This is a genomic window from Cardinium endosymbiont of Oedothorax gibbosus (assembly GCF_936981045.1).
In the GTDB taxonomy this organism is placed as follows: Bacteria; Bacteroidota; Bacteroidia; order Cytophagales; family Amoebophilaceae; genus Cardinium.
This window is the reverse complement of sequence record NZ_OW441264.1, coordinates 59447-84134: the sequence shown is the minus strand read 5'-3', so window position 1 is coordinate 84134 and position 24688 is coordinate 59447. Positions and strand designations below refer to the sequence as shown.

The 24688-nt window shown below is 36.3% G+C and carries 23 protein-coding genes and 6 pseudogenes; 13 read left to right on the top strand and 16 right to left on the bottom strand.

Annotation, left to right across the window (positions count from 1 at the left end):
- Positions 1 to 106: 106 nt before the first annotated feature.
- Positions 107 to 901: a thymidylate synthase gene (locus NBW36_RS00385; RefSeq protein ID WP_250238367.1), complete on the top strand. Its 795-nt coding sequence runs from the start codon at positions 107 to 109 to the stop codon at positions 899 to 901.
- Between the two features lie 168 nt (positions 902 to 1069).
- Here NBW36_RS00385 and NBW36_RS00380 read toward each other — a convergent pair.
- The 4 genes and pseudogenes from NBW36_RS00380 to NBW36_RS00370 all read right to left on the bottom strand — a co-directional run.
- Positions 1070 to 1177 (bottom strand): annotated as a pseudogene (locus NBW36_RS00380) (IS6 family transposase); the annotation flags it as partial.
- Positions 1178 to 1342: 165 nt separating this feature from the next.
- Entirely contained in the window at positions 1343 to 1510 is a 168-nt protein-coding gene (locus NBW36_RS00375) for a hypothetical protein (RefSeq protein ID WP_250238366.1), read from the bottom strand.
- A 13-nt stretch (positions 1511 to 1523) separates the two neighbouring features.
- Complete coding sequence (locus NBW36_RS05505; RefSeq protein ID WP_369127325.1) at positions 1524 to 1646, bottom strand: group II intron maturase-specific domain-containing protein; 123 nt, start codon at positions 1644 to 1646, stop codon at positions 1524 to 1526.
- A gap of 340 nt (positions 1647 to 1986) precedes the next feature.
- On the bottom strand, positions 1987 to 2325 hold the full coding sequence (locus tag NBW36_RS00370) for a reverse transcriptase domain-containing protein (protein ID WP_250238364.1): 339 nt from the start codon (positions 2323 to 2325) through the stop codon (positions 1987 to 1989).
- Between the two features lie 128 nt (positions 2326 to 2453).
- Here NBW36_RS00370 and NBW36_RS00365 point away from each other — a divergent pair.
- Positions 2454 to 2870, top strand: a pseudogene (locus NBW36_RS00365) (transposase); the annotation flags it as partial.
- A 286-nt stretch (positions 2871 to 3156) separates the two neighbouring features.
- Here NBW36_RS00365 and NBW36_RS00360 read toward each other — a convergent pair.
- The 3 genes and pseudogenes from NBW36_RS00360 to NBW36_RS00350 form a co-directional block, all read right to left on the bottom strand.
- Positions 3157 to 3402, bottom strand: a pseudogene (locus tag NBW36_RS00360) (IS982 family transposase); the annotation flags it as partial.
- Between the two features lie 150 nt (positions 3403 to 3552).
- Complete coding sequence (locus NBW36_RS00355) at positions 3553 to 4149, bottom strand: reverse transcriptase domain-containing protein (protein WP_250238363.1); 597 nt, start codon at positions 4147 to 4149, stop codon at positions 3553 to 3555.
- A gap of 488 nt (positions 4150 to 4637) precedes the next feature.
- Positions 4638 to 5236 (bottom strand): annotated as a pseudogene (locus tag NBW36_RS00350) (IS6 family transposase); the annotation flags it as partial.
- 552 nt (positions 5237 to 5788) lie between these two features.
- On the opposite strand from NBW36_RS00350, the gene NBW36_RS00345 reads away from it, so the two are divergent.
- Together NBW36_RS00345 and gap are read left to right on the top strand one after the other, a co-directional pair.
- The gene (locus NBW36_RS00345; RefSeq protein WP_250238361.1) at positions 5789 to 6865 is read left to right on the top strand and encodes a hypothetical protein; all 1077 of its coding nucleotides are present in this window, start codon (positions 5789 to 5791) and stop codon (positions 6863 to 6865) included.
- 257 nt (positions 6866 to 7122) lie between these two features.
- On the top strand, positions 7123 to 8109 hold the full coding sequence (gene gap, locus NBW36_RS00340; protein ID WP_250238352.1) for a type I glyceraldehyde-3-phosphate dehydrogenase: 987 nt from the start codon (positions 7123 to 7125) through the stop codon (positions 8107 to 8109).
- Between the two features lie 76 nt (positions 8110 to 8185).
- Here the strand turns inward: gap and atpG are convergent, their stop codons facing one another.
- From atpG to atpE, 5 genes are all read right to left on the bottom strand, one after another.
- Entirely contained in the window at positions 8186 to 9070 is an 885-nt protein-coding gene (gene atpG / locus NBW36_RS00335; RefSeq protein WP_250238350.1) for an ATP synthase F1 subunit gamma, read from the bottom strand.
- A 57-nt stretch (positions 9071 to 9127) separates the two neighbouring features.
- A complete protein-coding gene (atpA, locus tag NBW36_RS00330; RefSeq protein ID WP_250238348.1) occupies positions 9128 to 10714 on the bottom strand; it encodes a F0F1 ATP synthase subunit alpha in 1587 nt (528 codons plus the stop codon).
- A 79-nt stretch (positions 10715 to 10793) separates the two neighbouring features.
- Positions 10794 to 11333, bottom strand: coding sequence for an ATP synthase F1 subunit delta (gene atpH, locus NBW36_RS00325; RefSeq protein ID WP_250238346.1), 540 nt, complete (start codon positions 11331 to 11333; stop codon positions 10794 to 10796).
- Between the two features lie 3 nt (positions 11334 to 11336).
- Positions 11337 to 11852 carry a F0F1 ATP synthase subunit B gene (gene atpF, locus NBW36_RS00320; protein ID WP_256465580.1) on the bottom strand — a complete coding sequence of 172 codons (516 nt, stop codon included), beginning with the start codon at positions 11850 to 11852 and terminating at the stop codon, positions 11337 to 11339.
- A 71-nt stretch (positions 11853 to 11923) separates the two neighbouring features.
- Positions 11924 to 12160: an ATP synthase F0 subunit C gene (atpE, locus tag NBW36_RS00315; protein ID WP_250238342.1), complete on the bottom strand. Its 237-nt coding sequence runs from the start codon at positions 12158 to 12160 to the stop codon at positions 11924 to 11926.
- Positions 12161 to 12328: 168 nt separating this feature from the next.
- On the opposite strand from atpE, the pseudogene NBW36_RS00310 reads away from it, so the two are divergent.
- The 3 genes and pseudogenes from NBW36_RS00310 to NBW36_RS00300 form a co-directional block, all read left to right on the top strand.
- Positions 12329 to 12873 (top strand): annotated as a pseudogene (locus NBW36_RS00310) (IS982 family transposase); the annotation flags it as partial.
- A gap of 117 nt (positions 12874 to 12990) precedes the next feature.
- Positions 12991 to 14016, top strand: a complete 1026-nt coding sequence (locus NBW36_RS00305; protein ID WP_250238340.1) for an IS5 family transposase — start codon at positions 12991 to 12993, stop codon at positions 14014 to 14016.
- 133 nt (positions 14017 to 14149) lie between these two features.
- A pseudogene (locus NBW36_RS00300) lies at positions 14150 to 14494 on the top strand (transposase); the annotation flags it as partial.
- Positions 14495 to 14518: 24 nt separating this feature from the next.
- Here the strand turns inward: NBW36_RS00300 and atpB are convergent.
- From atpB to lpxK, 3 genes are all read right to left on the bottom strand, one after another.
- Positions 14519 to 15517 carry a F0F1 ATP synthase subunit A gene (gene atpB, locus NBW36_RS00295; RefSeq protein ID WP_250238331.1) on the bottom strand — a complete coding sequence of 333 codons (999 nt, stop codon included), beginning with the start codon at positions 15515 to 15517 and terminating at the stop codon, positions 14519 to 14521.
- Between the two features lie 412 nt (positions 15518 to 15929).
- Positions 15930 to 17942, bottom strand: a complete 2013-nt coding sequence (locus NBW36_RS00290; protein ID WP_250238329.1) for a putative porin — start codon at positions 17940 to 17942, stop codon at positions 15930 to 15932.
- A gap of 130 nt (positions 17943 to 18072) precedes the next feature.
- Positions 18073 to 19125, bottom strand: coding sequence for a tetraacyldisaccharide 4'-kinase (gene lpxK, locus NBW36_RS00285; protein ID WP_250238327.1), 1053 nt, complete (start codon positions 19123 to 19125; stop codon positions 18073 to 18075).
- 134 nt (positions 19126 to 19259) lie between these two features.
- On the opposite strand from lpxK, the gene NBW36_RS00280 reads away from it, so the two are divergent.
- The 6 genes from NBW36_RS00280 (at position 19260) to NBW36_RS00255 (ending at position 24280) form a co-directional block, all read left to right on the top strand.
- Positions 19260 to 20390 carry a Nif3-like dinuclear metal center hexameric protein gene (locus NBW36_RS00280; protein ID WP_250238324.1) on the top strand — a complete coding sequence of 377 codons (1131 nt, stop codon included), beginning with the start codon at positions 19260 to 19262 and terminating at the stop codon, positions 20388 to 20390.
- A 3-nt stretch (positions 20391 to 20393) separates the two neighbouring features.
- Complete coding sequence (locus NBW36_RS00275; RefSeq protein WP_250238323.1) at positions 20394 to 21143, top strand: zinc ribbon domain-containing protein; 750 nt, start codon at positions 20394 to 20396, stop codon at positions 21141 to 21143.
- Between the two features lie 97 nt (positions 21144 to 21240).
- Positions 21241 to 21606, top strand: coding sequence for a TraR/DksA family transcriptional regulator (locus NBW36_RS00270; protein ID WP_250238322.1), 366 nt, complete (start codon positions 21241 to 21243; stop codon positions 21604 to 21606).
- A gap of 33 nt (positions 21607 to 21639) precedes the next feature.
- A complete protein-coding gene (locus tag NBW36_RS00265) occupies positions 21640 to 22383 on the top strand; it encodes a pseudouridine synthase (protein ID WP_250238320.1) in 744 nt (247 codons plus the stop codon).
- 224 nt (positions 22384 to 22607) lie between these two features.
- The gene (gene gpmI, locus NBW36_RS00260) at positions 22608 to 23552 is read left to right on the top strand and encodes a 2,3-bisphosphoglycerate-independent phosphoglycerate mutase (protein ID WP_250238318.1); all 945 of its coding nucleotides are present in this window, start codon (positions 22608 to 22610) and stop codon (positions 23550 to 23552) included.
- A gap of 284 nt (positions 23553 to 23836) precedes the next feature.
- Positions 23837 to 24280 carry an alkaline phosphatase family protein gene (locus tag NBW36_RS00255; protein WP_250238316.1) on the top strand — a complete coding sequence of 148 codons (444 nt, stop codon included), beginning with the start codon at positions 23837 to 23839 and terminating at the stop codon, positions 24278 to 24280.
- Between the two features lie 104 nt (positions 24281 to 24384).
- Here NBW36_RS00255 and NBW36_RS00250 read toward each other — a convergent pair whose 3' ends face one another.
- Entirely contained in the window at positions 24385 to 24684 is a 300-nt protein-coding gene (locus NBW36_RS00250; protein WP_250238314.1) for a cell division protein ZapA, read from the bottom strand.
- Positions 24685 to 24688 lie beyond the last annotated feature (4 nt).

The window sequence follows — 24688 nt, the reverse complement described above, 5'->3', positions numbered from 1 at the left end:
AGCAATTTTTATACTCGAAAGATTATCAAAAAAAGCAAAAAGCTTGCTCCAAACTTGGAATTGGCATAAATTTCATGGCTAAACTAGCAAAGAATAGATCATATCGATGAAACAATATTTAAGATTGCTGCAACATATTTTAACAGAGGGGATTGACAAAAAAGATAGGACTGGTACGGGCACCAAGAGTGTGTTTGGCTACCAGATGCGTTTTAACTTAGATGAAGGATTTCCATTGCTTACAACCAAAAAAGTGCATTTGCGCTCTATTATCCATGAGTTACTCTGGTTTTTAAGCGGGGATACAAATGTATTCTATTTACAGCAACATGGAGTTACCATATGGGATGAATGGGCAACCAAAGAGGGAAGCCTAGGCCCTATTTATGGTTACCAGTGGAGAAGTTGGACTACAGCAACAGGCGAAAAAATTGATCAAATAAGCGCTATAATAAAGGAAATCAAAGAGAATCCTGACTCACGTAGACTATTGGTAAGTGCATGGAATGTGGGTGAAATGCCTAAAATGGCATTGCCACCTTGTCATGCTTTTTTTCAATTTTATGTAGCAAATGGAAAACTATCTTGTCAATTCTACCAACGTAGTGCGGATGTCTTCTTAGGCGTTCCTTTTAATATTGCCTCTTACGCACTGTTAACCATGATGGTGGCTCAAGTGTGCCAGCTAAAACCTGGTACGCTTATTCATACCCTAGGCGATGCGCACCTATACCATAATCACCTAGAACAAGCAAACTTGCAACTCAAACGTATGCCCTATGCATTGCCAACGATGCAACTCCGTGAGACCGTAAGGGGTCTATTTGATTTTGTATATGAGGATTTTACATTACTCAATTATATGCATCATCCAGCTATTAAAGCAGCTATATCTGCATAGATATAGGATCTAATTATAGATAAATAATACTGTATTAATGATTTAGATGAGCCTTTTCCAAAAACTTACTTTAATTTTAATGTAAAGTAAAAATATGGTTCTGTCGCGTCTATATTTTCGTTAGTAACGTCTTTTCTTTTAAGTGAAGTTTTGGATATATATTGGTTATTATTCGGCCATTAGCATAACAAAATTCTCAAAAGTAGAAAGATGATTTTTAGCTCCGATTACTTGTCCTTTTTGAATCATAGGAATGTTTTCTATCCCTGCAATGGTCCTAGAGTAAAGAAATGGTTGGACCACTTAAAATTAAGCATATCTATTGCTTCTGATTGCTCGCAATACAGTAGCTGACTAACTTGATTCTTCATTGTTTACCCATTCCCTTCTCATCCCACCGTACGTTCAGTTTTCCCGAATACGGCGGTCCGACAGTCTTCTTTATAAACCTTGCACAACTCTCTCAGGATACTTAATCATTCCACTACCAATGTACAACATCCCCATTGTATAGAGTTTGCTATTGGGACAGCTTTGCCACCCACATCCACGGCCTTTTCTTCTATGGGTTAAGTATCTGCGAAATCGGTTATTAATAAAGTCCTGCAATCTAACAAAAGCTTCACTCGCTCGTATGTTTAAAATAGTTAACCCATCCTAACACTACTGGTTTTATTTGCTCGATGAATGCTTGAGGTTTGATTGGTGCTCTTCTACAAGTCAGGTATTTTAGTCTGTTACGGATGCTTTGTTGGGATTGTTTCGTTGGAAATACATAAATGCTATTTCTGCCACTTGTTGGATTCTGCCACTTGTTGGACTCTTTCTTTTTACAAAGTAAAAACCTATGAACGTGAATTCGGGATTAGATTATTTTTTCATTTGATAATCAATATCAATGAAAATTTATAAAATTTGTTTTATAGACAGTTAAATAGGTAGTTGAATAAAAAATAATTCTGATAATCAGTTTATTATATATATTATATTTATAAAATTAGATATAAAAACTTGTTAAATAGGTGCAAATATTAACTAAATAATTGATATTAAATTGTTGTAAATCAGTCAAATAAATCCCGAACTCACGTTATGAAGTTAAAGCCTTCTTTCAGTTTCGTTATTCGTGTCTTTTGGTGGTTAATAATGAGCGATAACCTCTTTACTAATTCTGTGAATTTCTCCAGCGCTAAGCTAGCACTCTTACGACATACCAAAATTGCATCATCACAATACCTATGCAAGGTTGCGCTTAGCTTTTCTGGATACCCCCTTGAGTGCCACACTTGGTCTATAACATTTAGGTAGATATTACTATACAACGGTGATATTGGTGATCCTTGCGGTACTCCAACTTTCTTGCATGTAATTTTACCTTGTTTTGCTATTGACGTTGTTAGGGTTTGTTTAATTAGCTTCAACATACTGCCATCTGCTATCCTTTTAACGTGAGTTCGGGATTAGCTTGTTAAAAAATAGCTTTAAAAAGCTCCTTTGTGTTTTAAATTTGGAGATAAAAAAATACTAACCAGATTATCCAAAGGAGCCAGTTATGAATGTAGAAAAATTAGTTGAAATATATTGTGCTGTTAATGAATTTCTCATAAAGTTTATGCCGTATATGGAAAAACAACTGTTAACCAACTCTAAAAGAAAACCCACTAGAACTTGTTCATTAACTTTGAGTGAAATAATGACTGTTCTTATTGCCTTTCATGTGATTGGTTTTAGAAATTTTAAGTCTTATTATATTCATTTACAGCAATTTCATTCTGGTGAATTTGGAAAGTTAGTAAGCTAGAATAGATTTATAGAACTGATCCAAAGAACGTTAGTTCCCTTGTACTGTTTTACACAAAGTTTTTCTAAAACAAAAACAGGTTGTTATTTTATGGATGCAACAGCCATCAAGGTTTGCCATATCAAAAGAGCCTATACGCACAGGGTTTTTAAATCGATTGCTACTAAACTTGAGTTCGGGATTTATTTGACTGATTTACAACAATTTAATATCAATTATTTAGTTAATATTTGCACCTATTTAACAAGTTTTTATATCTAATTTTATAAATATAATATATATAATAAACTGATTATCAGAATTATTTTTTATTCAACTACCTATTTAACTGTCTATAAAACAAATTTTATAAATTTTCATTGATATTGATTATCAAATGAAAAAATAATCTAATCCCGAACTCACGTTACAAGGGAACTAACGTTCTTTGGATCAGTTCTATAAATCTATTCTAGCTTACTAACTTTCCAAATTCACCAGAATGAAATTGCTGTAAATGAATATAATAAGACTTAAAATTTCTAAAACCAATCACATGAAAGGCAATAAGAACAGTCATTATTTCACTCAAAGTTAATGAACAAGTTCTAGTGGGTTTTCTTTTAGAGTTGGTTAACAGTTGTTTTTCCATATACGGCATAAACTTTATGAGAAATTCATTAACAGCACAATATATTTCAACTAATTTTTCTACATTCATAACTGGCTCCTTTGGATAATCTGGTTAGTATTTTTTTATCTCCAAATTTAAAACACAAAGGAGCTTTTTAAAGCTATTTTTTAACAAGCTAATCCCGAACTCACGTTAAAAGAGAAAAAACCTTCTATAACTAATATATATATGACTGGTTCACAATACGTCTAATCCCGAACTGAGGTTAATAAGTTTTAATAACTTTTCGTGTGGGATGCCAGTAAAGTATGATTGAAAATCAATCTCAACTACGCCCCATGCCTGCTGGTATAGATCTTCTCGGATCACTAAACTCGCTTGTTTGGCTCCTCGTTTCGGTCTATAGCCGTATGAACATTCATGAAAATCAGCTTCGAAGATCGGTTCAATGACTATTTTCATTGCTGTGAGCACTATGAGATCTTCTACGGTCATTACCTCTAGTGGCCTTGTTCCACCTTTAGCTTTGGGTATTTCTACCAACCTGCTTGAGGTAAATTTGTATAGCTTTGCGCGTAGTTGCTGCTGCAATTTATTGATAATCTTTGCCTCACCTTGATCTATTATATCACTTATGCTTTTACCATCAATCCCTGCTGAACCTTGATTTGCTTTGACTTGACGCCAAGCTTCCCAAAGTACATCTTTTAGATAAATTTTATCATATATACTATAAAATCTGACTTCCTTACATTGCTTGGATTTGAGATATAGAGTTCTTTGGAGTTGCTGAACTTTTAATGTTCCGTTCATAGCTTTAGGGCAATCAGACATTCTCAACTCTTTTAAACTCGTTAACTGAAGTAGGGTCCCTTTCCTCTTGAGTGGTTTCCCAATCAATACGAACGGTATTATAGACCCCGCGGACTTCTGATATCACCCTTATTGATTTCGCTTTACTTATACAATAAAGTTTCCAGTGGCCTACTGGATTCATATCAGATCTCCCGGACTACGATGTGAAACATTCATAGCGTGCAACCCCTAACACCCCGGCACTTGTATGATGGTCATGGTCTATTTTTTCCATCCTACTATCAGCCTTCCTGTAGCCACTAGATAGTCGGCAAATGCGCTTAAACGGCTTAACGAGGCTAATTTAGGTTCACTTTTGTTGCAGCCCGCTATTTTGCAGATGCATTTAAAGGTAACTTAAACCTGTGAATCACCCCACAAATCCAACCTCCTGCTAGACTCCCGAAATAGACAAATTAGAGTCAGGGGACTTACACCCCATTTGTTGCACACCTGTGCCGGCGTGCAATGGCTGCAGACTTAAAACACTTAAAACTAAGCATAGGTTTTAGCCGTTTTTTGATAAACCTATGATCTTGTTCAACTCTATTATTCAAGTATTTGTTTTGAAATATTTGAATGGTATGATCTTGATCAAGTTCTGTATTGATCGTATCAAGGGCAGCTTTATTACTACCGCTTTTGTCAATTACTACTTTCTTAGGAATATTATTTTCTGTGATCGCCTTACGAAAAAAAGAAAAAGCTGCAGACTTGTCTCTATGCTCAGATAAAAAAAAGTTAACTGTATCACCATAACGATCTACTGCTCTATATAAATAGATCCACTTCCCGTTTAGTTTAACATAGGTTTCATCCATTCTCCAACTACCACCAACTGGTCGTTTTCTTTTGCTTACTGCTTCATCTATAAGAGGAACAAACTTAATAACCCATCTTTGTAGCGTAGAATGATCAACTCTTGCGCCTCTCATACGCATCATATCTTCCAAATTCTATAGCTCAAGGAAAAACAATACTTCATCTAGACAAATAACAGGATGACTTCTGCTGAAGAACAATAGCCCTTAAAATAAGGTAATAATTTGGGCGAAATATTAAACATAATAACTACTTTTTTAACTGCAGATACTAAAATAATGATTTTTTAGAATAAACGCGACAAAATCAATATTTTTCTTTATGAGATAAATAGTTAAATTTATATATTGTTCATACTTTGCTTATTATTGTAGGTATGTTATTTTAGGGCTATTAACGTGAGTTCGGGATTAGATTATTTTTTCATTTGATAATCAATATCAATGAAAATTTATAAAATTTGTTTTATTAGACAGTTAAATAGGTAGTTTAATAACAAATAATTCTGGTAATCAGTTTATTATATATATTATATTTATAAAATTAGATATAAAAACTTGTTAAATAGGTGCAAATATTAACTAAATAATTGATATTAAATTGTTGTAAATCAGTCAAATAAATCACGAACTCACGTTATTAGATATCATTTATATTTGCTTTATTTTGCAGCAGCCATATGTTACATAAAACCGGTCAAAAAACATGTTCATTTTTCGTACATTATTTTTTGGTTTATGCCATAGTTGTAGCCTATTTTCCCTGCGTAAGTTGCAGTGGAGTACGGCACGAACTTATGCCTAAGCGTAATAAACTTTTAGGTAGTCTACCTGGAAAGAGCAAAAAGGATTATTTAATTCTAATTCAGATGATGGATGATCGTGAAAGGGAACAGCTGGAACAAGAAGTTAAAACAATCAAAGACCTAGATGTTTTAAAAAACTTTATAAAAAAAAGTCTTCAAAATCGTAGAGCCTATGATAACTTACTGAAGCGCCTGCCCAAGCCTGAACGGATTGCGTTGGAACAAAAGCTTGCTAAAGTGGCTGACCCAGATGGTCAAGTAAAACTTATTGATCAACACTCAAATGAGCTGCAGGTAATCGAGAATGCGTTTATGCCAGATCGGCAGCACTATATCGATTTGGTTGAGGTATTACCAGACGATCAAGCCATTGCATTAAAAAATAAAATAGTCCAGGCGACTAGCCCAAACGAGGTAGGCCAACTCATTGCATCGTGGCTCCCTGAGTCATTCAAGCAGTTAAATGATCATGCTAAAGAAAAATTATCCAAGCTTCCAGATCATGAACGGCAAAAGATTCTTAAAGCTGCTATGAGCCAAAATGGTAAAAAAGGTGGTTTGGATATGCATACTGCAACAGTTACTGAGAAGACTTCAGTAGACCCAGCAGCGCTACCGCCTTCCTATGAGGAAGCTACTGGTCCAAATACTGATTCCATTTCTCAATTAGATATACATAAATTAATTGAACAAATGGATGGTGGTATACCACAAGATGGCTGGGGCCCCAAACTACCATTAGAGGGTGAGGAAAGAGAGGAATTTGTATTGCTTATAATGGAATTTTCTGAATCACATCAAAAAGTGTTAAAAGAGCTTTTTGATAAAGCAGATCGGCATAGTATTGCGAATTTCTTTGCTGTTTTCTTTGGAGGATTTAATGAGAAGGAACGTATTGAGCTGTTGGCTACAATTATTTACCTTTACAAGGTAGACCCGCTACTCACCATTAAATTGTGTAATAATCCTGCATCAGTGGGTTGGTGGGATAGGTTCAGTCTGTATAAAAAAACAAATCCTACCCAATTGAATCTATTAAAGAAACTTGATGAACTTTTAAGTCAGTGATATATTATAATCAACGTGAGTTCGGGATTTATTTGACTGATTTACAACAATTTAATATCAATTATTTAGTTAATATTTGCACCTATTTAATAAGTTTTTATATCTAATTTTATAAATATAATATATATAATAAACTGATTATCAGAATTATTTGTTATTCAACTACCTATTTAACTGTCTATAAAACAAATTTTATAAATTTTCATTAATATTGATTATCAAATGAAAAAATAATCTAATCCCGAACTCACGTAATCATGAAAAATATTGCAATCAATGGATTTGGCCGTATTGGCCGATTGGCCTTACGTAGGCTTTTATCTTATAGTGATGTAGCGGTAGTAGCGCTTAATGACTTGTCCAACAGTGCTACTTTAGCTCATTTATTTAAATATGATTCCAACTATGGTGCTTTCAAGGGTCAGGTTACATTTGATGATGCCAGCATAACCATAGATAACAAGCGCATGCATATCTATGCTTCAGCCCATCCATCTGAATTGCCCTGGAAAGCGCTAGGTGTGGATGTAGTTATAGAAGCTACCGGGCGTTTCTTAGACAGAGAAGGTGCCAGTAGCCATTTGACAGCAGGCGCCAAACAGGTAGTACTTTCTGCACCTGCTAAAGATAGCGCCATTCCTACCGTTGTACTCGGTATTAATGATGCTATTTTAAAAACAAAACCAGTGATTGTATCTAATGCTTCTTGTACAACCCATTGTTTGGCACCAGTTGCCAAAGTATTAGACGATCATTTTGGTATAGAACAGGGTGTGATCAATAGCATTCATGCCTATACAGCTGATCAATCGTTACAAGATGCGCCTCATAGTGATTTAAGAAGGGCAAGAGCGGCTGCGCTTTCTATTGTTCCTACTTCTACAGGTGCTGCCAAAGCAATAGGGCTTGTAATGCCTCATTTGGATGGAAAATTAGATGGGATTGCGATGCGTGTCCCTGTTTCGAATGGTTCAGCGGTTGACTTTACAGCTCTATTAAAACAGGAGACTACCAAGCAAGCTGTAAATCAAGTAATATGCCAAGCAGCGCAGGGGCCACTTAACCATATATTGGCCTATACGGAAGAGCCGATTGTTTCTGTAGATGTAATAGGCAGTACCCACTCTTCTATTGTGGATGGAAAGTTAACCTACGTTAGTGGTAAATTGGTCAAAGTCATAAGTTGGTATGATAATGAGGGGGGCTATGCCCATCGGTTGATAGATGTAGTAAGATCGCTCTAAAATGCTATTTTGTTCAGCCATCTCCTTGCAGAAAGTAGGTATCTGTTCAGCCTTCTGGCCACATTGCCTTCTGCGTTTAAGCTTCTGCTAAAGCTTCTGCGCCACTTGTAATTTGTGCTAGGGAATTGGTGATTAACGCTTGCCTGCTTCTGTTGTAGCGGACACGAAGTACTTTTAAAAGCTCATCTGTATTATCAGTTGCTTGGCTCATTGTGGCCATTCTTGCAGCATGTTCACTTGCACTAGATTCAACCAGCATATGCATGATTTTATGTTTCAATATTTCAGGAATAAGCTGCGCTATAAGCAGCGCTTGGGAGGGTTCATAAATGTAGTAGCGTGGCGGAGCAAGGGGTAATGGTGCATCTAGGTTAGGCAAAAAGGGTAAAAAGCGAACTATGGTTACTTCTTGCTTAGCGGAATTTTTAAAAGCAGTATAAGCCAATACAATTTCAGTATAACTATTTTTCTGAAAAGCTTCTATACAATAACTAGTAAGCTCAGCACTAGCCTGATCAGTTGGTTTTGCTGGCAGGTCAACATAGGCATCTATAATAGGTATATGATACTTTTTAAAAAACTGATGGGCTTTTTTGCCAATAACGAGTAGCTCTACAGCAGTAGATGCCCCTTGTTTGCGTGCGGTGATCTGTTCATAAGCTGCTTTGAGTACATTTTTGTTGAATGCACCACATAACCCTTGGTTGGAAGCCATGACGATCAATAATAACCGTTGACCTATTTTTTTATTTGTCAAAGAATGGGCTAGGTGTGCCTCATCCATATTTTGTAATGCAGTATGCAACAATACACTATATTGCGTGGTATACTCTTTTAGAGGTAATAGAATCTGTTGGACCTTATGCAATTTCGAAGCAGATACCATTTTCATAGCTTTAGTGATTTGCTGGGTGAAGGCTATCAGGCTAATTCGGTCTACTATTTCTTTAAGATGTGCCATAGCGATTGTTATTTGCTTGTATCTTTTAGTCTCCAACCCCATAAGGAAACTGCCTCTTTAAGCACTTCCTGAATACTGCATTAGAAGAGGCTTTGCTACCTCTATCAGTACCTGAGTCATTTGGTCTCCCCACGCGCCCTCTGCAATAGTTGCCAGCATAGTAGGATGTTGGATACGCAATAGTTCCAAAAATTGCTTTTCAAATATTTTTAGTTGATCTAGTGGAACGGTATCCAAGTACCCATTCATGGCTATATATAAAACAGCAACTTGCTCCTCTACAGCCATAGGGGCATGCAAGTTTTGTTTAAGTAGTTCTTGGTTTTTGCGGCCTCTCTCAATAGCTTTTTTGGTAGTAGTTTGTAAATCAGAGCTAAACTTTGAAAAAGCTTCTAACTCCGTAAATTGTGCCTGATCCAATTTTAAGGTGGCAGCCACTTTTTTGATCGCCTTAATTTGTGCGGCACCGCCGATTCGAGATACAGAAATTCCAACATTGATAGCAGGTCTGATGCCTGCATTAAACAAATTCATTTCTAGGAAGATTTGCCCATCCGTAATGGAAATAACATTGGTTGGAATATAGGCAGATACGTCACCCATTTGGGTTTCTATAATAGGCAATGCAGTAAGCGATCCTCCTCCTTTGACTTTTCCAATTAAAGCATCTGGAATATCATTCATAGAAGCAGCCATTGCATCATTGGCAATAATGTTCGCTGCACGTTCCAATAAACGAGCGTGTAGGTAAAAAATATCACCAGGAAAAGCTTCCCGGCCCGGTGGCCTGCGTAATAATAGCGATAACTCTCTATAAGCAACTGCCTGCTTAGACAGGTCATCGTAGATAATCAATGCATCTCTTCCAGTGTCTCTAAAAAATTCACCAATAGCTGCTCCTGCAAAAGGGGCAAAAGATTGCATGGGCGCGGAGGCAGAAGAGGGTGCGGCTACAATCGTGGTATAGGCCATAGCACCATGTCGGGTTAATGTTTCAAATACACCAGCTACAGCAGATGCTTTTTGACCAATGGCTACATAAATACAATAAATAGGTTTGCCTTGCTCGAATAATCTACGTTGATTGATAATCGTATCTATTGCAATGGATGTTTTACCAGACTGCCTATCACCAATAATAAGCTCCCTTTGTCCTTTGCCAATAGGGATCATTGCATCAATGGCTTTTAACCCTGTTTGGAGTGGTGCATCTACAGGTTGACGGTAAATGACACCAGGGCCATTGCGCTCTAGGGGCATCTCAAACGTTTCTCCAGCTATAGGACCATTTCCATCTATAGGTCGACTAAGGGTATCTACCACACGGCCTAGTAAGCCTTCCCCTGCTTGAATCGAAGCTACATGCTTGGTTCTTGTAACCACATCTCCTTCCTTAATGGCATTTGCATCTCCCAAAATAACAGCACCCACCATATGCTCTTCTAGGTTTAACGCTAAGCCTTTGCATCCATTCGAAAAAGAAAGCAACTCTCCTGCTTGTGCATTTAAGAGACCATAGATGCGCACTACACCATCACCAGATTGAATAACTAGACCTGTTTCTGTTCGTTCAGCTTCTGTTTTGAAGTTGGACAATTGTGCTTTGAGTATTGCAGTAACCGCATCTGTGTTTATTGGTTTCATTTTTTTAATTATCATTTTGTCTGCTTCATAGAAAACATATGTATTGTTTTCTATAGGAATGCTAAGCCATAAAAAATGGCTAGTGTAAAACGCTTTGTAGCACGTGCAGATGATGCTTTATACTTCTATCTAGTTTTAATTCGCCGATTTGAAGAATATAGCCTCCAATAATAGAAGGATCAATTTTCTGTTCCATCAAAACTTCTGTACAGGCAACCCACTTTTTTACCTCTTCTATCAATCGCTTGATCAAAACTTCTGGTAGCGCAACAGCGGTCGTTAAAATGGCAGATTGAATCCCTATATGGTTGCGATAGGCTATTGAAAAGGCAGTTAAAATTTTCTTCAGTAAACCGATTTGATATTGATCTATAATTATTTCAAGAAATCTCCAGAGCATAGGGCTGAGACCTTGGTTGCAAATTTTTTTAAGTAATTTCCGTTTTTCAGAGCCGGGTATGGTAGGATTATTGAGTAAGCTATCTAATGTAGGATGATCCCTAAACTGATTTTGCAAAAAAGAGAGGTCGCTATTGATGCGTTTAAGCCTACCACTCTGAATGGCTTGGGCTAATAAAACTCCAGCATATCGTTCTACTATTTTCTTTTTTTTGAACATAGATTAAGCTTTTGCATGCACTAATGTAGATGGGTTTTCACTGACCATAAGCCGTTCTACTAATGCCCATTGAGCCGGGTCTTGACTTAATTCTTTAACCAATAATTTTTCAGCCACTTGAACGACTAATGATCCCAGATGGGCTCTAACTGCTTCAAGTGCACGCGCTTCTTCTCTAGTAATTTCAATTCTAGCCTGTGTTAATAAATGTTCCTTTACCGTTAAGCTCTCTTGATGTGCTTGGTCAATAATGTCCTGTTTGGTGGCCAGTGCTTCACCAATAATACGCTTACGTTCTAGATGCGCTTCCCCTATTAATCTAGCTCGGTCATCTTCCACTTGCTTGATTAATGTTTGTGCTTGAGTAATTGTATCTATAGCATTGGCTACCGCATGCTCTCGTGCTTTCACGATTTCTAAAATAGGCCTCCAAGCGAATTTAGATAATACTAAAAGGACCATTAAGAAAGTGATAGTTTGCCAAAATATAATACCAAAATCGGGCGTTATTAAAGTCATGACAGCTATATGGTTGTGGGAAAAGAGGCTATGCAGGCTTAACTTAAAACAATACTACGACTAAAACAATATTACTTCATAGCGATCAAAGCACAAATCACTACACCAAAAATCGCAACACCTTCAATCAGTGCGCAAGCAATAATCATGGCAGTTTGAATCTTTGGGCTTATTTCTGGCTGTCTACTCATGGCTTCCATGGCCGCTGATCCAATTTTTCCAACGCCAATGCCTGCACCTAAGGCAATGATACCTGCACCAATACTAGCACCAACGTATGATAAACTTATGTCTAATAAAGTCAACATAGAAATTTTTGTTTAATCGTTAAAGACGTTAGGCAAATATATACAAAAAATAAATAATATTAACCTGAGTTCGGGATTAGCTTGTTAAAAAATAGCTTTAAAAAGCTCCTTTGTGTTTTAAATTTGGAGATAAAAAAATACTAACCAGATTATCCAAAGGAGCCGGTTATGAATGTAGAAAAATTAGTTGAAATATATTATGCTGTTGATGAATTTCTCATAAAGTTTATGCCGTATATGGAAAAACAACTGTTAACCAACTCTAAAAGAAAACCCACTAGAACTTGTTCATTAACTTTGAGTGAAATAATGACTGTTCTTATTGCCTTTCATGTGATTGGTTTTAGAAATTTTAAGTCTTATTATATTCATTTACAGCAATTTCATTCTAGTACATTTGGAAAGTTAGTAAGCTAGAATAGATTTATAGAACTGATCCAAAGAACGTTAGTTCCCTTGTACTGTTTTACACAAAGTTTTTCTAAAACAAAAACAGGTTGTTATTTTATGGATGCAACAGCCATCAAGGTTTGCCATATCAAAAGAGCCTATATACGCACAGGGTTTTTAAATCGATTGCTACTAAAGGTAAAACCAGCATCGGTTGGTTTTTTGGATTAAAGTTGCACTTGATAGTCAATGATTTAGGAGAAATTATGAATTTTAAACTGACCACAGGTAAAACTAATGATAGGCTTCCTGTAGAAAATTTGAGGTTGTTGCAATAGAGTTTTAAGCTTTGTTATAAAAAGTGACTTTTAGTGTTATACAATGGTTAAATTAGGTTGATTCTTTAATCGTTTAAACTTAAGCTTTTTAATAATATTGTTATGGCCGTCAAAACAAATAATCAATTAAGTTTTGCAGATATTTCAGCCAGTCGACGTAAGTGTAAGCATACTTTTTTCGATCAGCTTAATAAGCTGATTACTTGGAAAGTAATAGAAAAAGAACTTTTCTTGTATTATCCTAAAGGTTTGTGTTTATCAGGAAAGGCAGCTTATAGCCCGCTTCTTTTATTTAAAATGCTGTTGCTTCAAACATGGTATGCTCTGAGTGACTATCAAGTAGAAGAAGAAGTAAATGATCGTATCACTTTCAGCAGATTTTGTCGTATTTCCATGGATAGTTCTGTTCCAGATCATAGCGTATTAAGCAGGTTTAGGACTGCGCTTACGGAGAAGCAGGTCCTAGAAAGGTTATTGAAAATAATTAACGATCAACTATCTAGTCATGGTGTATTAGTTCAACATGGTGCAGTTGTTGATGCCTCTATTACGCCTACCCCTAGGCGCCCTAAAGGTAAAAAAAGCTATGATCTCCATGAAGATGGCACTATAACTGTAGCCGAAAGTTATCAAAAAGGTGTAGATCCAGAAGCGAGTTGGACAAAAAAAGGAGATAATCTCTACTATGGGTATAAGCGTCACATCCTTGTGGAAAGTAAAGAAGGCTTAGTCCTAGCAGTCAGTACCACAAAAGCATCTAGTCATGATAATGCTCATTTACAAGTCTTATTGGATAAAGTAGAGCTAAAAGTAGGTAGTAGGCTATATGCAGATAAGGGCTATAGCGGATCACCTAATGAAACCTTATTAAAGAATAAAGCCTTAAAATCAGCTATTCAGAAGAAAGCTACTAGAAATAATCCTTTATCACCTACTGCTAAACGGTTTAATACATTGGTAGCTAAAACCAGATATAAAGTAGAACGTGTATTTGGAAGTATTAAAAGTTGGTTCCGAAGCTCAGGAGCTCACTACATAGGACTTGCTAAAACTCATACGCAACACGTTATCGAAGCAATAGCCTATAACTTATACAGGTCGCCAAATATCATATTAAGAGGTCTTTAGGGGAATGGTCTGTCTAAAATGCAATAAAAGTACGTGAAAATCAATAAATAATAAAATTAATACCACTTTAATACCAAAAATCAGTCTAAACAACCCTAAAAATATTATAATAGAAATCTATCACAACGGCCTCAATTTATGTAAACACTTGATGGGTAAAATGTTTGCCGATAAAGGTTACATAAGCAAAGATTTATTTGAAAAACTGATCGAGAAAGGCGTGGAACTCATTACCCAGATCAGAAAAAATATGAAAAATGCTTTTATGCCACTCTGGGATAAACTGATGCTTAGAAAACGATCTATAATTGAAACTATTATAGATCAGCTCAAAAATATTAGCCAGATAGAACATTCCAGGCATAGAAGCATACCTAATTTTCTAGTCAATTTGATAACTGGAATTATAGCTTATGCACTAAAAGAGAAAAAACCTTCTATAACTAATATATATATGACTGGTTCACAATACGTCTAATCCCGAACTGAGGTTATAACCATATTAATGGGTTCCTTCATCAACAGTTTGCCCAAAATAAATAGCAGAAAGTAGTGTAAACACATAGGCTTGCAAAAATGCAACGAGTAGTTTTAGTAGGAACATAAAAGTTCCAAGTGGTACACTGACGACCAAGCCGATGCATGCACTTTTCATGCTAAAAATAATTCCTATAATACTTAATAAGATAATATGGCCTGCTGTAATATTGGCAAACAACCGAACCATTAGGGAGAAAAACTTAGTTAGAATGCCCAACATTTCTACTGGAATCACAATAGGCAATAACCAACTGGGCACGCCTTCTGGCTTAAATATATGGCGCCAATAGTGTTTGTTGCCATTAAAAATAGTAGTAAGAATGGTAAAAGCAGCTAGTACTAAGGTGATTGAAATATTTCCTGTTACATTGGCACCACCTGGTAGAAGCCCTAAAAGATTATTGAGCCATATAAAGCAAAAAATGGTTAATAGATAGGGAAGAAAGCTTGCATAGTGTTGCTTGCCTATATTAGGAATGGCTATTTCATTTTTTATAAACGATATGATAAGATCTACAAGTGCACAGCATCCTTTGGGTGGAGCAAGTGGGGCGCGCCGATACTTGCTTGTCATCCATAGCAGCCCGCTTACTAGTAGTATGATGCTTAAAAACATGGCCGCTATATTTTTAGTAATCGATAGGTCTAAGACCGATCTACTTGGATCTAAACAATGAATTTTTTGATACAAAAGGAGATAGCCACGATAGGACGTAGGCCGGTGGTTCTGATCATAAAAACGAGCAGAGGAAAAACACTCTATACCTTTATCTGAAGAATAAAGTATAATGGGTAATGGTAGTTCAATATGTTTCCCAGCAATGGTTGCAAAATGCCAGCTATGGGCATCTGCTATATGTTCCATGATACAATCCCCAGTTTCTTGTGGCGTAGAACGGGCGCTAAAAGGCGCGATAAAACCCAGTAGATATAACACCCAAGATGCCTTTTTTGCACGCATCGGCTGGCTCAGAATGGAATACAATAATCTAAATAATTTAAAATGCAACATAAGCACGTGAGTTCGGGATTAGATTATATTTTTCAATTTTATAATCAATATTAATAAAAATTTATAAAATTTGTTTTATAGACAGTTAAATAGGTAGTTGAATAACAAATAATTTTGATAATCAGTTTATTGTATATATTATATTTATAAAATTAGATATAAAAACTTGTTAAATAGGTGCAAATATTAACTAAATAATTGATATTAAATTTTTGTAAATCAGTCAAATAAATCCTGAACTCACATTAAGCAGTTAGATGCAACTATTTCACTGTGCTAAGGTACGCAGTTGCAAGGAATTTTTCAAAAGATGTTACATGATTGGGTATCTATTGGTCAGCAAACGCATAGGGCTGTTTTATTAGTCAAAGAAGGACCACTGTATACCAATATCAGCTGCTTTTTTGGGGCTAGGATAAAATGGTGTAGCAAAGTAGCCTCTTGGCTTATTAAAATATTCATTGATATAGCTCCATTTCAAAGAAAGCTTTAAATGATTGATGCGCACATTACAAAAAACGTCAACAATTGGTCTGCCTTGTACAGCGAATTTGTTTTGGCGGTAAAATTGCTGTGCTATTACATCGTAACCATCTCCATAGTAAAGGTCTTTAAAATGTATATTTAGACCCGTTTCTATATCCATATTTTTATCATAAGGTTGGTGTGCAAAATAATATCGGCCTGTATACATATAGGGAGGGACATAGCCTGTAAAAATTTTGCCCCCTTTGTTGCTTTCCTTTAGTATTAAAGTAAGGTTATGATCAAAATGGAAATAAGAGAAAAAGCAAAAATTTACATTGCCTTCTAAATAAAGCAGGTAAATAGGCGTCTTAGCTTGCATAGGCTCAGCTATACAATGGTCATCGTTATCCGTTCGAACGGCTTTCTTGTAGTAAATATGGTTATTTAGCTTTTTAAAGGATAGGATAGGATGAATGGCTATGTGAGACCAGTTATACCATACTTCTGCATCTATTGCACGTGTGGATGGTGTTACAAAATTTTTGTTCCATGGCCTGTGTCTGCTATAACCATAGGTTACTATATAAGGCGTTTTGTGCTTAATAGTATGGCAGGAAACCTTAAAAAATTTTTGTTGGTAAGCTACATTTAATTTATGATAACCTCCTTTCTGCAATAGATAGGCTCCATCTAAATGAAGCTTACTATGCTTTGCAAAGTACCATCGCGTATAACCACCTAGGTATTGTTCTTTTTCTTCTTTTTGCGCCTTTAAAAGACGATTGTATGGTAGGGTTTCAAGCTTAGAGAAATCATAGTTTAAATCAATAGCTTCAAGCCTATAATAGGCTGCATAGAATAGATGAGGGTGTTCTATAGCTCTTTTAATGCCTATTTCATTACCAAAGGATTTCATTACAACGCTGTTATCCTCCTTGTTATGCGCTTTATACCGTGGATCAGATATAAATCTCAGTAATTCCTCATCTGGTTTTTCAATGGTGCATATATTAGCTTTGCGATTGTAATCCAGTTCATGGTATAATTGTAGCGGTTTGCTAAACTCATAATGGTGGTAGAGGTAGAAATGACGTCTAAGGTCTTTATGCATGACTTGCTTTTCTTTGTCAATTTTGTTTTTCATGTGTTCTTCTTCTAATAGTGGAAAAGAAGATTTGTAACGCTGACTTGGATCTTGTACCTTAAATGCAAATTCTTTGTTATTGTTATGGAAACGTACGCCACCCGTCTCTCTAGTCACATACTGCATATTAGACCAACTTGTGAATAGATGATAGGACCCATCTGAGCTTTTGATATGCGTAAAAATGTCAAAAGAGGGGAAGGCGTTAACAATTTTATCATCTTTGTTATGCGACGGCCATTCTTTTTCTGTCATGGCACCATACCAATGGGTGCCTATATGCCAGTTTTCAAGCAGTCGTTGGGTATAACAGCCATTAAATACAAAACTACCCAAATTGGCTAGTACAATATTAAAATATGCATATGCTTTGTGTGTATAGTAGTAACGTATATCTTGGGGTTGCTGGAAGTAAAAATCATAGGCAGAGAGCCCATAGGTTGCACCTATATGTTGGGGTAACCTATAAAAGATGTGTTGAGCAGCTGTCCAGTGATTACCAAGATCTTGAAAGTTGTAGTTATGCCTTTCTGCCATCGTAAAACGGTCCATTTTGGTTATAGAGTGATCTATCCGATGATACTTTCTGTAATTTTGCTTTACATCTCGTGGTGTTATAAAAAAGGTAGAAGTTGCTTCAACTTTTTCTCCTTGAGGTTTTTCAAAGATATCTTCTGCGTTTGCCTTTCCATAAGTGCTAAGTGGTAGGCCAAAAGCTAAAAAAAACAAACTATATCGCCACCAAATTGAAAGATCTACCATTATGATTTACTACTTAAAAATTGTCTATCCGTTCAAGGAATGGCGTCAACTTAAGGGTGACACCCTTAGCAAATCCAAACTATTTTGTAAAGTATAATAAATTTTGTAGAAATGAGTTGTGTATATCATGCTAAAAAAGTACAGTGTCCATAATTTTTTTCTCAAAAACTTCTTGCGCTTCTTGTGCAAATCCGATCTCCATGGGAATATAAAATATAGATAATGGGAATAATAGCTTGCTCCAATGATGGCCTATTAATCTTACATAATCTTTTTCTGTTGTAACAATGGCTTTATCTGGATCACTTAATCTATCAAATAGACGGATGATATTGATTATATCAGCATCATTGAACCAGTGATGGTCTTGGAAAATCAGGTGTGTAACCTTGTGTCCATTTTTTTCTAAATAGATTCGTAAGGGTAGGGGATCTGCAATACCTGTAACCAGCAATAGTACAGTAGGCAATCTAATCTGTTTGCCGTCTCCCATCGCGATAGGGTTATGGTAGGTAATATGTGTAAAAAAAATCGGTATTTCTGTGGTACGGTATTTTTGTATGGCTGCTTTTATTGTATCCATTTTTGATTGGGTTAAGTTTGGTGGGCTTTTGGTTACCAATACTATATCAGCACGTGATGCCCCTTTACGTGGCTCACGCAATCGGCCTAATGGTAAGAGATGGTCTTTAAAAAAAGGCTGATGAAAGGTGGTCAATAAAATATTTAAATGAGGCGTCAGGCTAAGATGTTGAAACGCATCATCTAAAAGAATTACCTCGATGTTGGGCCTATATTCCATAATTTTTGCTACCCCTTTAGACCTATTTTCGCAAACTGCAATCGTCACATTAGGATTGTGTACAAAATGTTTATAAAAAAGGTAAGGCTCATCACCTACTGTTAAAGCAGATTCTAGCGCATCGATTACTTTAAAACCTATTGATGTGCGCTTATATCCTCTGCTAAGAACCGCTATAACGTGGTGCTTAGAAAGCAATTGGACCAAATAGCGCACTAAAGGTGTTTTACCAGTACCACCTAATGAGAGATTGCCTACACCAATCACTTTTGGTTTTTTGTAAAAAAAACTTCTTTTAATTTTTTTCTTGTAGAGAAAATTACGTAAGGCGACCACCCCACCATACCCCCAACTCAATACTTGTAGCCATAGCGAAAACATAAACTCTATCTTCTAATTAAAAATATACTGACTGTATTACACAAGTAATGATAAATTTCTTATATTCACTCCAATATAGTGTAGATCTAGCTGATTAGCCTATATATTGCATACTTTGTATATTGACCATCACGATGACCGTAAAAGAAGCGCCAAGTTATAGTAATACTGCTGTTGCTATATCCGATGTTATAAACTACTTAGAGCAAAAAGTGCAGTTGCCAAGCCAGAATGGTGTAGCCACATCTGGCATTGTAGTTGGTGATATAGGTAATATAGTGACTGGAATATTGATTGCTTTGGATATAACAGAAGCAGTATTGGATGAAGCTATTGAAAAAGAATGTAATTTTATAATTGTAAATCAGCCTATTTTTATTGAACCATTGGCGAAAATCATTCCAGAAAGTTATGCTGGCAAATGTGTAATCAAAGCGATAAAACATGAGCTTACTATTTACGTTTTAAATACCAATTTAGATCATCTGGGTCGGGGGGCTAGCCATAGAATCGCTAATTTGATTGAGTTACAAGAGATCTACCCCATTATTCCTCACAAAGCAATACTGTATAGGCTTACTACTTTTGTTCCACCTCATGCAGAAAAACATTTGGTTCAATCTTTATGTCAAGTAGGAGCTGTGTTGGCCACGCAAAAGCTAACTGGTGTAGCTCTTAATGTTCATTATGGAGCAGGATCAGAATCTTTACCACATTTTCCTACTGGGTCAAGATTAGAATTTTCACAAGAAAGCCAGCTTAATTTTATATTACCTACGCTTTGTAGGGAAAGAATCGTTCAAACTTTATTGCAGGTACATCCTTATGAAAAGGTTACCTATTATCTAGAACAGGCGGAAGTAGTTGTAAACAATGTGGGCAGTGGTGTAGTAGGTACTTTACCCATAGAGTTGCCAGGAAAATATTTTTTAAAGTATATCAAAACAAAATTAGCTTTATCCTATCTTCAACACACAAATTATTTCGACCGACCTATCAAAAACGTGGCCGTTTACGCTGGAAGTGGTGGTTGGTTGCTCAAGGAAGTACTCAGTAAAAAGATAGATGCGTTTATTACAACAGGTTTACAATATGAGCAATTTTTAGAAGCTGATGGTAAAACATTACTGATTGATATAGGCTATCATGCTGTTCGATTAGGTCTAAAAAACCTAATACTTGTACTATTATCAAAAGAATTTAATAATATTGTAATACTGCGCTGTAAGACTATTACCAATCCTGTTCATCATATTAACGACTAACTAATGGATAAAGATATTGCAATTAAATTAACAAAACTCTCTGAACTGCAGGAAACTGATACGCATCTTAATGATATCTTTAAGCTTAGGGGAACCCTTCCAGAGGAGGTATGTGCCTTAGAAGCGCATATAGAAACTTTATCTGCAACCATACAAGAGCGTGAATCACTATTGATTGCACTACGGGGGGAGGTGGCCAGTAAAGAATCATTTATCAAGCAAGCTGAAAAAAAGTTCCAGCAGTACGAAGCGCAGCAAATGGAAGTTCGTAATAATAGGGAGTATGATGCCATTACCAAAGAGCTTGAATTGCATAAATTAGATATCCAACTTGCAGAAAAATTTCTACATACTGCCTATGGCAATATAGAGCATAAACAGGCTAATTTAGAAGAGTTGTGTAAACTTTTAGAATCAAAAGAAGCTGATTTGGTTTTAAAAAAGGAAGAACTTCAAGTAATTTTAAAATCAAGTGAAGCAGAAGAGTGTGCCTTACATGAAAAAAGAAAAGCTATAATAGCAGTTTTAGGTGAACCTTTATATCTTGCTTACGAAAGGATTAGAAACAATGTGTCTAATAATTTGGCTGTAGTTCCTGTTAAAAAAGGAGCCTGTGGTGGGTGTTGTATAGTGATTCCGCCTCAGCAAAAAATAGGCGTATATGAGCGCAATAAAATAGTACTTTGCGAACATTGTGGTAGAATGTTAATTGCTTTGGAACAGCCTATAGATGCACTTCTATTCGTCCGCTAAAGCATAAGTGAATATTTTAAATTATTAAGGTAGTGTAATGTAATAGCCATTTTTAAAGCTGTTACGGTAGGTTACTTACCATTAAGATCAAAAAGTTATGGCAGAGGAAGCATACTCATCTGAAGATCTAAAGTTTTTTGAAAAGATTCTTTTAGAAAAATTAGAAAAAGCCAACCATGAACTCCAAGTATTGGAAAAGGTTTTGAGTCGTCAAGAGGCAGGCCTTGAATCTGCTGGTAAGCCATTTGAGGAAAATGCAGAAGTAATAGAGACAGAAAATGTAGGCCAATTGGCTGAGCGTCAACAAAAGTTTATCAAACAAATTGAGCTTGCCATTCAACGCATTAAAAATGGAACCTATGGCATTTGCGTGGTAACAGGTAAGGTTATAGATAGGGAACGTTTGAAAGTAGTACCGCATACGATGTATGCAGTGGATGCAAAGTTAAATACAAAAAAATAAGCGTAATGGCTAAGTTATATTAGTCATGTTCTTATGGAGGATCATTCTATTAAGCCTTGTCTTTCGTCTCTTATACGGTTAAACAAATTTATAAGTAATGCGGGTGTTTGTGCCAGAAGGGAAGCAGATCAACTGATTAAGTCAGGTTATATCGCCGTTAATGGTGCAGTTGTACAAAGGGTAGGTACAAAAATACCAATCGATGCAATAGTTACCTATAAAGGGGCTACTTTGCATCCAGAAAAGCTAAGGTATATACTTTTAAACAAGCCAAGCGGATATGTTACTACCGTGCAAGACCCGGAAGGTCGCAAAGCTGTTTTAGATCTTATTAGCAAAAGGTATTGTGCGGAGCGTATTTATCCCGTTGGCCGGCTGGATTATGATACCACAGGGCTATTGCTGCTGACCAATGATGGGGATTTGGCTCGTAACTTGTCGCATCCTTCCAATAAGGTTCAGAAGCTGTATCATGTAGTATTGAACAAGGCTATACAAATTGAGCATTTAAATGCTATACAACAAGGTCTTGTACTAGAAGATGGTCTGGCAAAGGTAGATCGGGCGGCTATAGTAGAAGAAGATGCAACACAAATAGGCGTGGTGATCCATATCGGTAAGAACCGAATTATTAGAAGGGTTTTTAAACATTTGGGTTATGTAGTCCATAAATTAGATAGAGTAGGTTATGCCCATCTCACTAAGCAGCATATCCCTCGTGGCAAATGGATCTTTTTGAAGGATAAAGAGATTCGTAAACTTAAAAATTTAGTATAGATACCCTTAAAGTTGGAAAATCAGAATCCGCCCTGAAGCCCCAATTAAGCTCATTTTCCGATCAGCTTTAGGGCTAGATTTTCTAATCGCAACTTTTTACAAAGGGGAGATGTTTTTTTTCTCAGCTATGCGTCTTCTTTGTTTTTTACAAGGGCGGGCTTGTTTTTAGGTAATCTTGTCAGAAAGCTGCATGATCCTAAATGGCTTTGTTTTTTTCTGCGTCTATGCGCACATTCAAACCACCTCATCCTGTTGTTTTATTGATCCTTGATGGTTGGGGCCATTCTTCAGAAACGCGTTATAATGCTATTGCAGGTGCAAAAACCCCATATTGGAACCATTTAATGCAGACCTGCCCACATACTTTATTGGATGCATCTGGTTGTTCGGTAGGTTTACCAGAAGGTCAAATGGGCAATTCAGAAGTGGGGCATTTGACGATTGGAGAAGGTCGCGTCCTGGATCAGGACTTAACACGTTTGAATAAGGCAATTGAAACGGGTGATTTCTTTACGAACAAGGTATTGTTATCCGCTTTAAGTAAGGCAAATCATGCGGAAGCATCCGTTCATATAATAGGGCTATTGTCACTTGGTGGTGTGCACAGCCATGAAAAACATATAGATGCCTTATTAGCATTGTGTGGGCAAGTGGCTATCAAAAGCTGTTATATTCATGCCATTCTGGATGGGCGGGATACACTACCGACTAGTGCAGCCACATCCATCCAGCTACTGCAAATGCAATGCCAGCAAATAGGATTAGGTCAAGTGGCTTCACTGACTGGTCGCTATTATGCCATGGATAGAGACCATCGTTGGGAACGTACCCAAGCGACTTATGATTGTATAGTAGCTGGTCAAGCAGCCTATAACGCTTCAACCCTTTTAAGGAGATTGCAAGCAGCTTATGCACGCGGTGAAACCGATGAATTTATACAACCTACTGATTTTTATGCACCAGGTAGGTCACCTGTAACGATTGATTCAGGGGATATTGTTTTTTTTATGAATTTTCGTTCAGATCGTGTAAGACAACTCAGTCGTGCTTTAACCGATCCTGATTTTAGACATTTTAAACGTACAGTTTTTCCCCGTTTAGGTGATTTCGTTTCATTAACCACATATGCAGCTGATATTCCTAGTCACGTGAGTTCGGGATTTATTTGACTGATTTACAACAATTTAATATCAATTATTTAGTTAATATTTGCACCTATTTAATAAGTTTTTATATCTAATTTTATAAATATAATATATATAATAAACTGATTATCAGAATTATTTGTTATTCAACTACCTATTTAACTGTCTATAAAACAAATTTTATAAATTTTTATTAATATTGATTATCAAATGAAAAAATAATCTAATCCCGAACTCACGTTAGTCGTATAGCCTTTCCGCCTCTATCTATACAAAATGGTTTAGGGGCCTGTCTGGCCCAAGCAGATTTGACGCAGCTGCGTATTGCAAAAACAGAAAAATATGCTCATGTTACTTTCTTTTTTAATGGAGGTATTGAACAGCCTTTTCCTGGTGAAACTCGTTTACTTATTCCTTCTAAAAAGGTAGCTACCTATGATGTAGTGCCCGAGATGGGCGTGTTAGACATTACCAATCAAGTGGTTAAAGCGATTGAACAACGGGCTTATGATGTAATCATTTGTAATTTTGCGAATCCTGATATGTTAGGCCATACAGGTAACCAATTGGCTACAGAAGCAAGTATTACAGTTGTAGATAGTTGCATGGGTAAAATGGTGGCTGCATTAAAGCAGCAAAGTGGTGAAGCCATTATTACAGCTGATCATGGTAATGCAGAATGTATGTATGATCCGCACATACAACAACCCCACACTGCACATACCCTAGCACCTGTGCATTGCTTTATATAGGTCGTCCCGCTAGCCTAACAGGGCCTGGTACATTGGCGGATGTTGCACCAACTTTATTAGCTGTATTAGGTTTACCGCCATCTAAAGAAATGACTGGAAAAAGTCTACTTGCTTTTAGATTGTAATGTTTTTTCAATACAATCGCTCCAACTGCCTATTTTTTGCATAAGCGCATTCGCTTTCTTTGTATCTGCTGCTTGCACTTTTAAATATTTTACCAGGCAATCAAATGCTACCATAGCCAATAGATCTTGTTGATCCTGGATGCCAAGGTTTTGTTGATAACCTCTAATCTGTTCTGTTAAAATTTTACTAGCTGTTCTTACAAAGGTTTCATCCTCTGGTTGCACCTTGATGGGATAGATGCGATCAATTATTTTAATTTTTATAGAGAGTGATTCCATATTT